This window comes from Paenibacillus sp. Negev47, from assembly GCF_058313655.1.
The window spans coordinates 2,089,928-2,103,243 of record NZ_CM177754.1; the positions used below are offsets into that span (position 1 = coordinate 2,089,928).

The 13,316-nt window shown below is 50.1% G+C and carries 10 protein-coding genes; 7 read left to right on the top strand and 3 right to left on the bottom strand.

All coding sequences use genetic code 11. The features are described from left to right. Positions 1–50: 50 nt before the first annotated feature. Positions 51–392 carry a YolD-like family protein gene (locus tag AC4G47_RS09720; protein WP_336763620.1) on the bottom strand — a complete coding sequence of 114 codons (342 nt, stop codon included), beginning with the start codon at positions 390–392 and terminating at the stop codon, positions 51–53. After that, positions 389–1,633 (bottom strand): DNA polymerase IV, encoded by a 1,245-nt coding sequence (locus AC4G47_RS09725; protein ID WP_458123249.1) that lies wholly within the window; start codon positions 1,631–1,633, stop codon positions 389–391. Before AC4G47_RS09725 ends, AC4G47_RS09720 begins: the two co-directional genes overlap by 4 nt. 853 nt (positions 1,634–2,486) lie before the next feature. Here AC4G47_RS09725 and AC4G47_RS09730 point away from each other — a divergent pair. The 6 genes from AC4G47_RS09730 (at position 2,487) to AC4G47_RS09755 (ending at position 10,614) form a co-directional block, all read left to right on the top strand. Beyond that, a complete protein-coding gene (locus AC4G47_RS09730) occupies positions 2,487–4,712 on the top strand; it encodes a hypothetical protein (protein ID WP_491105855.1) in 2,226 nt (741 codons plus the stop codon). Positions 4,713–4,738: 26 nt separating this feature from the next. After that, entirely contained in the window at positions 4,739–5,947 is a 1,209-nt protein-coding gene (locus AC4G47_RS09735) for a HEAT repeat domain-containing protein (protein WP_491105856.1), read from the top strand. A 22-nt stretch (positions 5,948–5,969) separates the two neighbouring features. After that, the gene (locus AC4G47_RS09740; RefSeq protein WP_491105857.1) at positions 5,970–7,370 is read left to right on the top strand and encodes a glycosyltransferase family 2 protein; all 1,401 of its coding nucleotides are present in this window, start codon (positions 5,970–5,972) and stop codon (positions 7,368–7,370) included. Positions 7,371–7,430: 60 nt separating this feature from the next. Beyond that, entirely contained in the window at positions 7,431–8,234 is an 804-nt protein-coding gene (locus AC4G47_RS09745; protein ID WP_491105858.1) for a response regulator transcription factor, read from the top strand. 80 nt (positions 8,235–8,314) lie between these two features. Further along, positions 8,315–9,682: a nucleotide sugar dehydrogenase gene (locus AC4G47_RS09750; RefSeq protein ID WP_491105859.1), complete on the top strand. Its 1,368-nt coding sequence runs from the start codon at positions 8,315–8,317 to the stop codon at positions 9,680–9,682. An 8-nt stretch (positions 9,683–9,690) separates the two neighbouring features. Next, a complete protein-coding gene (locus AC4G47_RS09755; protein WP_491105860.1) occupies positions 9,691–10,614 on the top strand; it encodes a hypothetical protein in 924 nt (307 codons plus the stop codon). A 176-nt stretch (positions 10,615–10,790) separates the two neighbouring features. On the opposite strand, the gene AC4G47_RS09760 is transcribed toward AC4G47_RS09755, so the two are convergent. Next, positions 10,791–11,663: an AraC family transcriptional regulator gene (locus AC4G47_RS09760; RefSeq protein ID WP_491105861.1), complete on the bottom strand. Its 873-nt coding sequence runs from the start codon at positions 11,661–11,663 to the stop codon at positions 10,791–10,793. 463 nt (positions 11,664–12,126) lie between these two features. Here AC4G47_RS09760 and AC4G47_RS09765 point away from each other — a divergent pair, with 463 nt between their 5' ends. Further along, positions 12,127–13,311, top strand: a complete 1,185-nt coding sequence (locus AC4G47_RS09765; RefSeq protein ID WP_491106676.1) for an LLM class flavin-dependent oxidoreductase — start codon at positions 12,127–12,129, stop codon at positions 13,309–13,311. Positions 13,312–13,316: the final 5 nt, after the last annotated feature.

The window sequence follows — 13,316 nt, forward strand, 5'->3', positions numbered from 1 at the left end:
GCTGCATCTATCATGGAATATCCACAACATCGGGGTGGGTATATACCCCTTCATTCATTGGCAAGCGCCACATCCGTAATGAGGTTCATCTGAATATCCCGGGACCCACCTTCCATCAGCAATCGGAGAGTACGGGCAGGACGGTCCAGCCGAAGCACCTGCCCCGTGTAACGGATATCGTCATGTTCGTGAAACAACGTAATGGTAACGATATCTCCAAGCATCATCGAGTTGCTGAGCAGACGGGACATTTCTTCTGCGGCCTGGGCATCCAGGGATGGGCGGGTACGAGGAGCGAGTTGTTCCTGATGAAGAATATAGGCTTCCCGATGTTCGGGGAGCATCATGCGTGAGGACTCGAAGATACCGTTTTGCTGCAATTTTTTACTCATTTATAATGACCTCCAATTTTATGAGAACGTTCCTGTGCCTGCGCGGATGAGCATAGGGAGGATGCCCGCATGATGGCGGTATCTCCATATCTGCGCTTAATGTCATCCGTGGCACGTTCCAGTTCTCTTTTGCGTTCGCGGTCATCGAACCAGGACAGCTGCACTTCGGAATCAGGCACTAGTCCGGTCAGTGACACGCTGATGCGGCGGATGGGTAATCCGTCCCAATGGCGCAGGAACAGAGCTGCTGCCGCATCGTATACTTCATCCGTAATGTTGGTGGGTTCATTCACCTTCATCTGGCGGGAGAAACCGGTGGGCCGATCATAATCCTGTCCGCGACATCCAACCGAGACAACATGGCCCATGAGCGATTTGTCCCGGGAACGTCGACTGACGAGCTCCGCTAGCTCAAGCAGCACCACCTTGATATCTTCCCAGGAGTCATAGTCCCGGGGGAGGGTCATCTGATGTCCAATACCCTGCTGCTGATGAGCATATGTCCCGGGTTTGACTGGAGAATCATCGATACCGCGGGCAATACGCCACAGTACCTCGCCATTCACACCCCAACGTTCTCTCAGCCGAGACAGCGGAGTCTGGGCCAGATCACCAATGGTATGAATGCCCATCTTGTAGAGATGCTGCGCCATGCGGGAACCGACCATGAACATGTCTCGCACAGGCTTCTTCCAGATGGTGGACGGCAGATCTTTACGAGGCAGCGTGCAGATGCCATCAGGGACTTTTTTGGCATACAGATCACAGGCCATCTTGCTGACGACCTTGGTATCACTGATACCGATTCGAATGTACACACCCGTCTCATCCATCACTCTGGATTGAATGCTGCGGGCAATCGTCTCGGGACTGCCAAACAGATCCAGGCTTCCGGTGACATCGAGGAACTGCTCATCAATACTATAGGGTTCCACCAGATCCGTGTAAGACTGCAGGATACGCGTAATATGAAGGGATACCCGAATGTACTCGGCCATCCGGGGGCGAACGACCACAACATCCGGACATTTGGCGAGCGCTTCGCCCAGTCGTTCTGCTGTCGTAATTCCATAGGACTTGGCGAGTGGACAGGCCGCAAGAATAATACCCGAACGGCGCGCCGGATCTCCCGCTACAACGAGGGGTCGATCCTTGTATTCGGGGTGTGCAGACTTCTCCACACTGGCATAGAATGACTGGCAGTCGGCCAGCATGATGACACGTCTGTCTTGGCGGGGCATAAGACTTCTCTCCTTATCCATGATGCTGTGCTCTGTTAAGCATCGATTATCTTCATTTGAACATCGATATTTAACAGTTTATTTACAGTATGGAACAAGTGTTCCTGTTTTATAAGCATATCCGACAATTCTAAATGCGGCAACCGGAATTATTTTGCAAATTGGACACAATTATGGATTAGCTATATTAGAGGCAGAAATTAGGAAATAAGATGTGCTTTTTTACATTTAATGTGAGAGATCCGTGACCTCTGGGTGATGACAGGGCGTTCATTTAGGTTTTTGTAAAAGGTTTATAAATGGGCACAGACCTATAGAGGGGGACTGACGTCCTTTTTTGATTTTCTGCATTTTTCAGAAAACCTTGATGTGACGCGGAATATCGCTGATGCGTTATCGGACTATAGTATCAATTTTGTAATCTTTATGGTTAATACTGTAAAAAGGTCCGCAACTTTAAAATATGACTCGCGTTTAATGGGGTATGTGTTCCAACGGCAAACGATGCCTGTACCCGCGTTGCACATAACAATAAAGGTTCCAGAAGTGCAAGATCAGCAGGGCATCCAAAGCATCAATTCCAGCAAATATTAGTGTTCGGGAATCAGATGTATCCCAGAGGCTTCCGAGTGGTAGTTGATGGACCTTTTTACGAATTATGGGCAGAATGTTCCATATCATGTTTGCTTCCATCAGCCTAGTTACAAATGCAGAGTCTTAGCGCTATAGTGAGAACTACACCGCTGACATCTCTACCAAGCGGACATCCGAAGCGGAATGATTCCTATGCTTCATGTTGGACCATTCGGTGTTGAAGCAGGATGCATAATAGAGAGGTGAGCAATCTAAAGACATGAGCAGACAAAGACGAAGACGCTGGTTATTAACGGTGTTGACAGGAGCGGTGGTGGTGACTGGCGGGATATTTGCCGGATGGCACTATATGCAACCCAAGCTCGTTACATACACAGCGGAGAATGGCACGGAGATGAAATTCAAGACCGATGGAGACCGGTTCATGGAATACGGGCCGGATAGAACGTGGAGGGAGATGTTCGTCAAAGGTGTCAACCTGGGCGCAACTTCACCGGGGCATTACCCGGGAGAATTCCCGCTGACCAAAGAGGATTACTTGCGGTGGCTTCAGCAGATCGAGGATCTGGGAGCCAATGTGATCCGGGTATACACGGTTCACGAACCGATTTTTTACTCCGCATTGGTCGAATACAATCGTGGCCGGGAGCAACCGTTATATTTTATACAGGGCATATGGTCACCTGAAGAAGAGTTGATTGAGAAGCAAGATGCCTATGATGCCCATATTGAGCAGACGTTCAAGCAGGAGATTGAAAAGGCAGTATCCGCTGTCTATGGCGATGCGGACATTCCTGCCAAGCAGGGAGAGTCCAGCGGCAAATACAAGACGAATGCTGGAAAATATCTGATGGCCTGGCATGTGGGTACGGAATGGGACCCGGCGATGGTAGACAATACGAACGCGAAACATGCGGACGTGCCGCAATACAAGGGAGTTCATTTCTCCGCGAGTCCAGAAGCGTCACCGTTCGAAAATTGGCTGGCAGAGCTGCTGGATCATACGGCGGTTCTGGAGAAGAAGTATGGATGGGAGCATCCGATGACTTTCACCAACTGGGTAACCACCGATGTGCTGGATCATCCCGGCGAGCCGCTGTATGAAGAGGATCTCGTCAGTGTAGATGCGCGTCATATTCAGCCGGAGGCGTGGCAGGGAGGTTATTTTGCAGCCTACCATGTGTACCCGTATTACCCGGATCTGTTCCATATCGATAAAACACTCCAAACGATCAAAGATGAGAACGGTGAGTACAACACGTACAAAAGTTATCTGCGTAAGCTCAAAGCCGAGTTTTCCGATATGCCTGTGATGATTACAGAGTATGGTGTACCTTCTTCTCTGGGTATTTCCCATCTGGGTATGGGAGGCCGAAATCAGGGTGGACATAACGAGGTGGAGCAGGGAGATATTGACGCGTCATTGACGCAGGATATCTATGATGAAGGGTACTCGGGAGCGATTGTGTTCATGTGGCAGGATGAGTGGTTCAAAAAAACATGGAACACGATGCCACTGGAAATCCCGGCTGATCGCCGGGCATACTGGCTGAACGTGCTGACGAACGAGAAGATGTTTGGTCTGCTTGCCATGGACCCGGGTAAACAGGAACAGTTGACCATCGACGGGAAACTGGATGACTGGGATGATCTGAAGGATGAAGAAGTCACCACCTGGCAGGGCCAAGTGGACGGCATTCAGGAGATGAAGCTGACCCATGATGAAGCCTATCTGTATATTGGGCTGACCTTGGATCAACCTTTTGACCCGGATCAGACGGTGCTGCGAATTGGGACGGATACCCTTGCCGGAGGCAGTCAGCCTGATAAGTTACTCCCGGGCCGTACGCTTAGTGATGGTCTTGAGACGGTGATTACACTGGGGCAGGATGAAGAATCTCAGGTGGAAATCGCCAAGGATTATGACTTTAATCAGCGTCTGTACGGTAAGGATGGATACGACATGTTACCAGACAAGCAGTCTGATTCCACAGATCCGTTCCATCCATGGAATCTGGCAGTCAGCCTGAAGATGACACCGCCGGATACGCGATCTGCCCATCCGTTCATGAATGAAAGGGTCGGGACATTGAAACGGGGAACCACAGCACCCGGTCAGCCCGATACAGATTCGTTAACGACATGGCAGTATAACGGCAATCAGGTAGAGATGCGAATTCCCTGGATGCTGCTCGGGTTTGGTGATCCGAGTTCGCTGCAAGCGATTGACTATGGACCGCTCAAGAATGGCCGTGAGTTCTCCACAGTTGCTGTGGAAGGTGTTACTCTCATTCCATGGCTCATGGACCGCGCCACGGAAAAGGTGTCCTGGCCTGGGGGAGAACAGACGACCTTGGACCTGAAGACGTTGCCGGTGTATAGCTGGCAGCCGTGGGAACAGGTCCAGTATAGCGAGCGGTTGAAGCTAAGCTACGAGAAAATGAAGCAGAGCTACGAAAAAATTCCTAGTTTTCAGATCAAATAAATGAGTATAAAGGAGGACCTTTTCACATGTTTTCAAGTTTGGCTTTGGCCTATCTGTTTTTGTACATCTGTATCGCACTTGTTGTTGTAGGCGTCATCGTATTGTTTGCCATGAAAATGTCCCACAACGGCAAACGACGCAAGATTGCGTTCTATGAATTGAAACAGCGTGACTACTTCACTTATCTGCAAACGGCCTTGACCGAGAATAGTCCGCTCAGACTGCCACCAGGCAAGCTGGCTCCGCTCGAACGCCGGGTCATCCAGGACAGGCTTATTGAATGGATTGACCAGTTCAAAGGGGAGTACCGCGACAAATTAATTGCACTGTGCCGTGAAGCGGGATTCGTAGAGCACGACCTGAAGGAACTGGGTCGTCTGCGTTACGGTCGCCAGATTGAAGCGGCTTATCGCTTGGGTGGCATGCGTTGTCCCGAAGCTGTTCCGGGTTTGATGGAATTGCTGAAGGATGAGAAACCGGGCCCGATGGCCATTATGATTGGTCGTTCCATCTCCAGATGTACGACTCGACAAGGTGAACTGAAAGACATGCTGGCGTTGCTGTTAACCAAAGGCAAGTCCATTCACCATCTGGCAGCAGATATTCTGCTTGAAGCGAGTCTGGATACGAGCAGAATTCTAATCGAATTGCTGGAAGACCGGAATCCTGATTTTGTCAAAGTTGGACTCGTTGCGATGTGGGGGCAAGCTGTACCTGAAGTGATGCCTGCGCTCGACAGACTCGTAGGCGCCGAACATCAGGATGTACGCGCCGAGGCGGTGAAGCTGTATCTTAGCGCAAGTCTGGCACTCCGGGATGAGACAATTCTGAAGCTGATCCAGGACCCTGATCCGGAAGTTCGCGCCGAAGTGGTGCAAGCGCTCGGTTCGAAGCATGCATCTGGCAGCATTCCATTGCTGCGCAAAGCGCTGCGGGATGAGGACTGGAGAGTTCGCTATAACAGTGCCGAGAGTCTGAGCAAGCTGGGCGAACCGGGATTCGAAGCGCTATGTCAGGCTGCGGTGCAAGGTACAGGTGCTGAGCGCGAGATTGCGATGCAGCAGATCGTGAGTACCATGCAGCACACGAGAACTGAGGACAGCGCAGTAGAGCAGATGATTGCACATAACAAAAAGAGACTGCTCTATGATCGCTATTTTGGCCCTGTACGAGAGAACAGAACCAGCAAGAAACGCACAGGTGTGGCTACGGTAGGAGGGGATTACACTGCTTAGGGATCTACTGTTAATCTACGGCATGGTCGCAATCTACTATGTTGTTTTCGTCAATACGCTCTACTTTTCCATTCTGGCGTTATCATTCCGTAACATCTGGACGATCTTCCGGCGGTCGCATTATTCCAAATACAATACATTGTCAGGCTCGGAATTGGTGCCTTCGGTTTCCCTGCTGGTACCAGCGTACAACGAGGAACTGACGATTATTGAAAATGTGAACTGCCTGATGACGCTGAATTATCCAACGTATGAAGTCATCGTCGTGAATGATGGCTCCAGTGATGCTACGCTGAAGATCCTGTTGGAAGAATATCGCCTGAAGCCGGTACCCGATACGAAGATTCGGGGCAAAATTGCTTGCCAGAAAATTCGCGGGATCTATCATAACCCGGAGTTCCCGGATCTGTATGTCATTGACAAGGAAAATGGCGGGAAGGCCGATTCCCTCAATGCAGGAATCAACCTGTCCCATTATCCGCTGATCTCTTCCATTGATGCCGATTCGTTGCTGGAGAAGGATGCCCTGATCCGCATGGCACGCATGTATATGGAGAATCCGGAAGAGACGGTAGCCATCGGTGGAGATGTAAGGATAGCCAATGGTTGCAAAATTGAAAACGGGGCAGTGCAAGATGTATCGCTGCCGCGTAAGATCTGGCCCATGTTCCAGTCGATTGAATATCTCAAAGCCTTCCTGGGCGGGCGGATTGGCTGGAGTCACATGAACGGTCTAATCATTGTCTCCGGTGCCTTCGGCATGTTCCGTAAGGACGCTGTTATCGCTGTAGGTGGATATCGGGATGGTTATCCTGGGGAAGACATGAACATCATCATCAAGCTCCACCGTTATATGTTGGAAAACAAATTGAAGTACCGCGTCGCCTTCTGTCCTGAGGCCGTATGCTGGACGCAGGCACCGGATTCCTACCGGATCTTGTCCAGTCAGCGCAAGCGTTGGGGCCGCGGGAATCTGAAGAACATGATCGAGAATCGTGGCATGTTGTTCAATCCGAAATATAAGGTTATGGGTATGGTGACCATGCCATATAACGTTATTTTTGAAGCGCTGAATCCGTATTTCCGAATTACCGGACTTCTGGCACTCGCCGGATATGTGCTTCTGGATATGACCCAGTGGCCGATCCTGGTTCTGTTCGGATTACTGAACTTCGTGTGTGGTTACCTGCTGAGTGTAGGCGCACTTATCCTGGAGGAGATTGCATTCAAGCGTTACAACAAGCTCTCCGATCTGGTCAAAATGCTGGTCTACTCCGCGCTGAAGTTCGTCGGTTACCATCAGCTTGGCGTACTGTGGAGATTGCAGGGACATGTGCAGTTCATGCAAAACAACAATTCATGGGGTACTATGACACGCCAGAGCTGGTCCGAGGATGAGAAGAAAACAAGCGAAGCCGCTTGAGAATGAAGATCATGGCACTATAGCAACAACAGATAATCGAGGAGAAGGGTGGAAAAGAACATGCCAAATACGGCGACATTGCAGCGTGAGGCTGCCGTTAATGTGTACCGAAGTGTAGAACAGGGATTGAAGGAAATGGGTGCCGAAACATGCGGCTTAATGTTCATCCATTGTGCAGGACATGCCCAACCTGAGCAGCAGGTCAGGACACTTCTGGAGCAGACGAGCGAGTCTGCTTTCCAGGTGTGGACGGATGGGGCCACTCAGGCGATTGCTGTCCTGCTGCCAGGATTGTCACTGGATGAGGTTCACTATGAAGGGCTTCGGATCAAACATGAGCTGCAAGAGACCGTTCCCGGTGCCGATCCACAGATTACACTGGCCAGTTTCCCGGAGGGGGAGCGCCCTTCGAAGGCAACCATTCAGCATATGGCTGAATCCTCGAAGCTTATAGATTCATCGGAGATTCATATCTACACGCTGGACACGACGGCGGACGAGCCGGAACGTATTTTGATTGTGGACAACGATCCGACGGTACGCGAATTCCTGCAGCTGCGTCTGAAAATGCAGGGATATGAAACCTATGAAGCTGTCGATGGACTGGCTGCACTGGAGTTGATTGAGAAAGTCACACCTGATCTAGTGCTCACCGAACTGAATCTATATGGCATCGACGGTCTGCCGTTCATACATCATATCCAGAATCTGGAGATGGAGCAGCCACCCAAAATCGTCGTATTGACCGAGCAACGTGTAGAGCAGACGATCAGTCAGTGCTTCCGAAGCGGAGTGGATGATTACATGACCAAACCGTTCTCACCTGTAGAACTGGATGCCCGAATTAGACGCTGCCTTCATTAGAAGACAGCTTAGAGCAGTAGCCAACCATCTATTTACATGGATTTTAAGCACCACCAAATACATTGTCCGGAGGGAATATCATGGAGAATCAACAATTCCACACATTACTGAATGCAATTGAAAATAAAGAAGCTGTACTCGGCGTCGTCGGGCTCGGTTACGTAGGACTTCCACTTGCCGTGGAAATGGTCAATCAAGGTTTCACGGTAATCGGAATTGATCTGGATGCGTCCAAAGTTGAGAGTATCTATCAAGGAGATTCCTATATTCACGATATTTCGTCTGATGAATTGAAAAAAGTAATGCAAAGCGGCCGTTTCCAGCCAACGACGGATTACAGCATGCTGCGTGTGATTGACGCACTCAGTATCTGCGTACCTACACCGCTCAGCGAGAATCAGGACCCGGATACGTCTTACATCGAGACCGTTGTGGATCAGATCAAACTGCATATGAAACCAGGTATGCTGATTACACTGGAGAGCACTACTTATCCAGGTACAACCGAAGAATTGATTCAGCAGAAGCTGGACAAGATCGGACATGAAGCGGGTAAAGACTACTTCCTCTGCTTCTCGCCTGAACGTGTGGACCCGTCGAACGGACGCTTCACGACATATAATACTCCGAAAGTAATCGGGGGCACGACCGAAGCTTGCTTGAAGCTCGGAACAGCACTGTATAGCAAGTATGTTGAAACCGTAGTGCCGGTATCTTCGCCGAAAGTGGCTGAGATGTCCAAATTGCTGGAGAACACATTCCGCAGCGTGAACATTGCCTTTGTGAATGAAATGGCGATGATGTGCGACCGCATGGGCATTGATATCTGGGAAGTTATTGACGCGGCGGCGACGAAACCATTTGGTTTCATGCCATTCTATCCAGGCCCAGGCATCGGTGGACACTGCATTCCGCTGGATCCAATGTATCTGTCATGGAAGGCCAAAGGCTTCCGTTTCTATAGCAAATTCATTGAGCTGGCGCAATCCACCAATGACAACATGCCATATTATGTGTTGAACAAAACATCAACGATTCTGAACGAATACGCTAAATCCGTACGTAAATCCAATATTCTGCTACTCGGCATGTCGTACAAACCAAATATTGCCGATCTGCGTGAATCACCAGGACTGGAAGTATATGAACTGTTCAAGGAAAGTGGAGCCAACGTCGGCTACTACGATCCACACGCGGATTCCTTCCAGGACAAGCATGGGGAGACCGTACACAGCGAAGTGTTCAATCTGGAGCAGTTCAAGAAGTACGATTGCATCGTGCTGATCACCAACCACAGCGATTTGCCTTACTTTGATATTGCCGAGATGGGTGTACCGATTCTAGATACACGTAATGCATTCCGTTCATACACACATCCGCATATCTACAAGATTGGTCACTCGGTACAGCATCCTGTGCTTGAGCCAAGTGAAGCGTTGCTCGTCTGAGGAAATATATGAGGCAACGGGGCAAGCTGGTAGGTATGGCGAAATGGGCCATTCTGGCTGTGGTGTTGTGCCTACTGCTTCTGTCCTGGATGTTCAAATGGTTCTCGACGGAGGAACACAAAGCGACCTGGCTGTGGGACGCGTCCATTATTGCAGAGCAGACGCCGGAGATTATCGCCTTTTCCAAAGAACAGGGTGTGGATACCATCTTCCTGCAAATACAGGATGAGGTGCCTGATGCAACATATCGCAAATTCATTGCGGCTGCCCGGCAGGCTGAGATTGAAGTGCATGGACTAAACGGTCATGCAGACTGGGCCTATGAGGAGAAACGGGATGAAGGGCTTGCTTTTATTGAGCGGGTACGAGCATACAATGCGGCTTCCGCCAAGAATGAACGCTTTCAGGGTATTCAACTGGATGTGGAGCCTTATCAACTGAAGCGCTGGGAGAACGAGGAGAGCAGCGTTATTGCAGAGTGGCAGAACAACATGAAGTCCTGGACAAAAGCAGGAGAGGATGCCGGACTGTATATGAGCGCTGCCATTCCGTTCTGGCTTGATGCCCGTCAGTCGGCTGAAGGGGATGGTACATTCAGTCGCTGGGTGATCTCCCACTTCGATGCGGTGGCAATTATGGCTTACCGGGACAGTGGGCAGCAGATGTATGATCTGTCCAAGGAAGAACTGGACGAAGCGGATGAGCTCGGCAAGAAGGTTTGGATTGGAGCGGAACTCGCGGACACACATGAGGGGGATCACCTGACCTTTTTCCGTAAACCGGTTAGCAATATGAATGAGGAAATGGCGAAGGTGTTCGATCTGGGTTCCTCTCATTCTTCTTTTGCAGGTGTAGCTGTGCATCATTATGAAGCATGGTATGCAAAGGAGAACGGTATTCCACTTGCGCGCAAGGATGAGAAGAAGGAATAGCGTTAGGTAGACGAAAAAAGTTTCTGGTCCCTGGTACGTGCGGTCAAGACTATAGTATAGAAAGAAGGCAAGTCCCGGGTTGAAGGGACTTGCCTTTTTTGGTGGTGGATTAAGTAATGAATTCTGCAGCACGCACGAGATATGGATCATAGGCTGGGGAGCGAAAGGCCGCTCCTTTACTCTTTAGTACTCTCCGCTGTACGATAGCGATTGGGAGGCAGACCGACGTGCTTTTTAAATGCTTTGGAGAAGGAAAACAAGTCCGGATAACCTACGGAATGAGCCACCTCTGTTAAGCTTAGCGGCGTCTGCACGAGCAGGCGTTTGGCCTGATTCATTTTCAGCTGCTGGATATATTGCACAGGGGAGACACCATAGGCTTTGCGGAACTGTTTGGCAAAATGGGTTCGATCCACACCAGCATGAGCGGACACACCTTCCACGGAGATGCCGCCTGCAAAATGAATGTCCATGTAATCCTTGCCTTTCTGAAGCCAAGGTGTGGTTGAATCCGGTTGCAGTCCTTTGGTTGCAGGGGAACGGGCTATCCGGTCAAAGAGATTCAAAAACCGGGTGAGTCGTCCCAGATCGCTCGCTCCATCCTGAGGTTTGCGAACATCCTCCATGAATGCGCGCATGGCGCTTGCAGTCTCGGGGGTCAGTACACCTGAACGGTACGGTGAGTCGGGTGTAAGTCCAATTCGAGACAGCAGTTCGGCTGCATGTGCACCGTCAAAGGCAATAAATATTTTCTGCAACGTGTTCTCTGGATCAGTCCAGTACTCATGGGGAACATGTGGAAACAGACAGAATGCATCCCTGGCTCGAAGGGCATGACGCTGTCCGTTCTGTATGAATGTCCCTTCCCCCTCCAGCACAAATAGCAAATAATGATAAGGCGTAGTACGCGGGCCAATATGATAGTTGGTCTTGGCTATATTGCGGCCAATGCGAATCGGCCAGGCGCCACCAGCTTTCTCGAATTCAGATGGCGTGAAGAAAATAAGTTCCAAAAACTCATGGTGGTCCTCCTTCATGCTCTCGATCATCAGGAACACCTCTTTAATATCAAGTATCGTTTATATAATCTAAAAGTTTCGCTTATAACCCATTATACAGGTGGGTTTTATATATATTCAAGATCAGGAAGTCCTAAATCTGAGAAAAGACCACAAAATGACAAAATGAAATTACCGCGAAATGACATTGCTCACAGACAAATCAATTGTTATGATGTCCATACCTATTAAACCAAGTTAATTAATCGGCATTTAAGTTTGTTTATGCCTAATAAATCAATTTAAAGAATGACACGACAACGGAGGGGACAGAAAGGACCTGAAGAAGCGAAGCGTGCGCCTTTGTCCCCGGATTTCCCCATGTAAGGGGAATGAGAAGAAATCTGGGGACAAGAGTGCTCGAAAGGTTTTCTGTAACCGAAGTGCTTGAGTGAAACATTTTTAGAGCAATTTATCATAGAAGGGATTGACTTTTGTGAGCGAACAGGAAGAAATGAAGTTTGGATGGTTTTTGCCAACAGCAGGGGATGGTAGGTATGTAGGGGTTGCCCCGGAGCGGGAGCCGAGTCTGGATTATCTGGTCGATGTGGCACAGACGGCGGAGAAGGCAGGATTCGAATTTGTACTGATTCCGACAGGGGGAGCCTGTCTGGACGCATGGGTGGTCGGCTCGGCTGTGATGAGTCACACGAAGACATTGCGTCCCCTTGTCGCCATTCGTCCAGGTTTGGTTACACCGGTACTGGCTGCACGCATGGGAGCGGCACTGGATCAGCTCTCTGGCGGTCGCGCCATGATCAATGTGGTGACAGGTAGTTCTGTTCGAGATCTGGAGGAACTCGGCGATCCACTGGCACATGCGCATGATGAGCGGTATGTGCGGGCGAGCGAGTATATGGAAGTGATGAAGCGTTCATGGACCCAATCGACGGGACTGAATCTGACGGAGTTTGCCGGAAGCGGTTCGAACTCTAGCGCAGATGCACCCAGCGATCCCAATCCTGAATTCAACGGCCAGTATTACAACTTCAAAGGACCGGTAGGCATGCCGGAGACGGTGCAAAACCCGCATCCACCATTCTATCTGGGAGGAAGTTCACCGATTGCCAAGAAGGTAGCTGTTGAACATGCGGATACGTTCCTGATGTGGGGCGAGCCCCATGACTGGATTCAGGAGCAGATCGAAGAGATTGAGGTCATTCGTCAGCAAGTGAAAGAGGAAACGGGACAAGATCGTCAGCTGCGTTACGGCATGCGTGCCCAGGTGCTCATTCGGGATACCGAGGAAGAAGCATGGGCAGCAGCGTGGGAGATTATTAGCCAAGTACCACCAGAAGCCATTGAGAAAGCCAAAGCCGCTTTTGCGGAGACGGACGCAACCAACCAACGCAGACAGAACGAGCTACGGGAACTGTCCGAGAAGCAGCAGTTTGTCGTAGGTCCCAACCTGTGGACAGGCTTGTCCGTTGTACGTTCCGGTGGTGCGATCCTTATTGTGGGTACAGCCGAACAGGTCGCTGAACGCTTGATGGAATATGGAGATCTGGGCGTAACGACGTTCATTCTGTCCGGTTACCCGCATCTGGAAGAAGCCGAAATCTTCGGCCGCACAGTGATGCCGATCATTCGTGAGCAATGGAAAACAAGACAGAAGCAGCATTCAGTTGCTACCAATTAAGTAAG

What these genes read in the sequence shown, in the direction of transcription:
- AC4G47_RS09750 (WP_491105859.1), top strand. Translation starts at nt 8,315, where the DNA reads ATGGAGAATCAACAATTCCACACATTACTGAATGCAATTGAAAATAAA.
- AC4G47_RS09720 (WP_336763620.1), bottom strand. Translation starts at nt 392, where the DNA reads ATGAGTAAAAAATTGCAGCAAAACGGTATCTTCGAGTCCTCACGCATG.
- AC4G47_RS09725 (WP_458123249.1), bottom strand. Translation starts at nt 1,633, where the DNA reads ATGCCCCGCCAAGACAGACGTGTCATCATGCTGGCCGACTGCCAGTCA.
- AC4G47_RS09745 (WP_491105858.1), top strand. Translation starts at nt 7,431, where the DNA reads ATGCCAAATACGGCGACATTGCAGCGTGAGGCTGCCGTTAATGTGTAC.
- AC4G47_RS09760 (WP_491105861.1), bottom strand. Translation starts at nt 11,663, where the DNA reads ATGATCGAGAGCATGAAGGAGGACCACCATGAGTTTTTGGAACTTATT.
- AC4G47_RS09730 (WP_491105855.1), top strand. Translation starts at nt 2,487, where the DNA reads ATGAGCAGACAAAGACGAAGACGCTGGTTATTAACGGTGTTGACAGGA.
- AC4G47_RS09755 (WP_491105860.1), top strand. Translation starts at nt 9,691, where the DNA reads ATGAGGCAACGGGGCAAGCTGGTAGGTATGGCGAAATGGGCCATTCTG.
- AC4G47_RS09740 (WP_491105857.1), top strand. Translation starts at nt 5,970, where the DNA reads ATGGTCGCAATCTACTATGTTGTTTTCGTCAATACGCTCTACTTTTCC.
- AC4G47_RS09765 (WP_491106676.1), top strand. Translation starts at nt 12,127, where the DNA reads ATGAAGTTTGGATGGTTTTTGCCAACAGCAGGGGATGGTAGGTATGTA.
- AC4G47_RS09735 (WP_491105856.1), top strand. Translation starts at nt 4,739, where the DNA reads ATGTTTTCAAGTTTGGCTTTGGCCTATCTGTTTTTGTACATCTGTATC.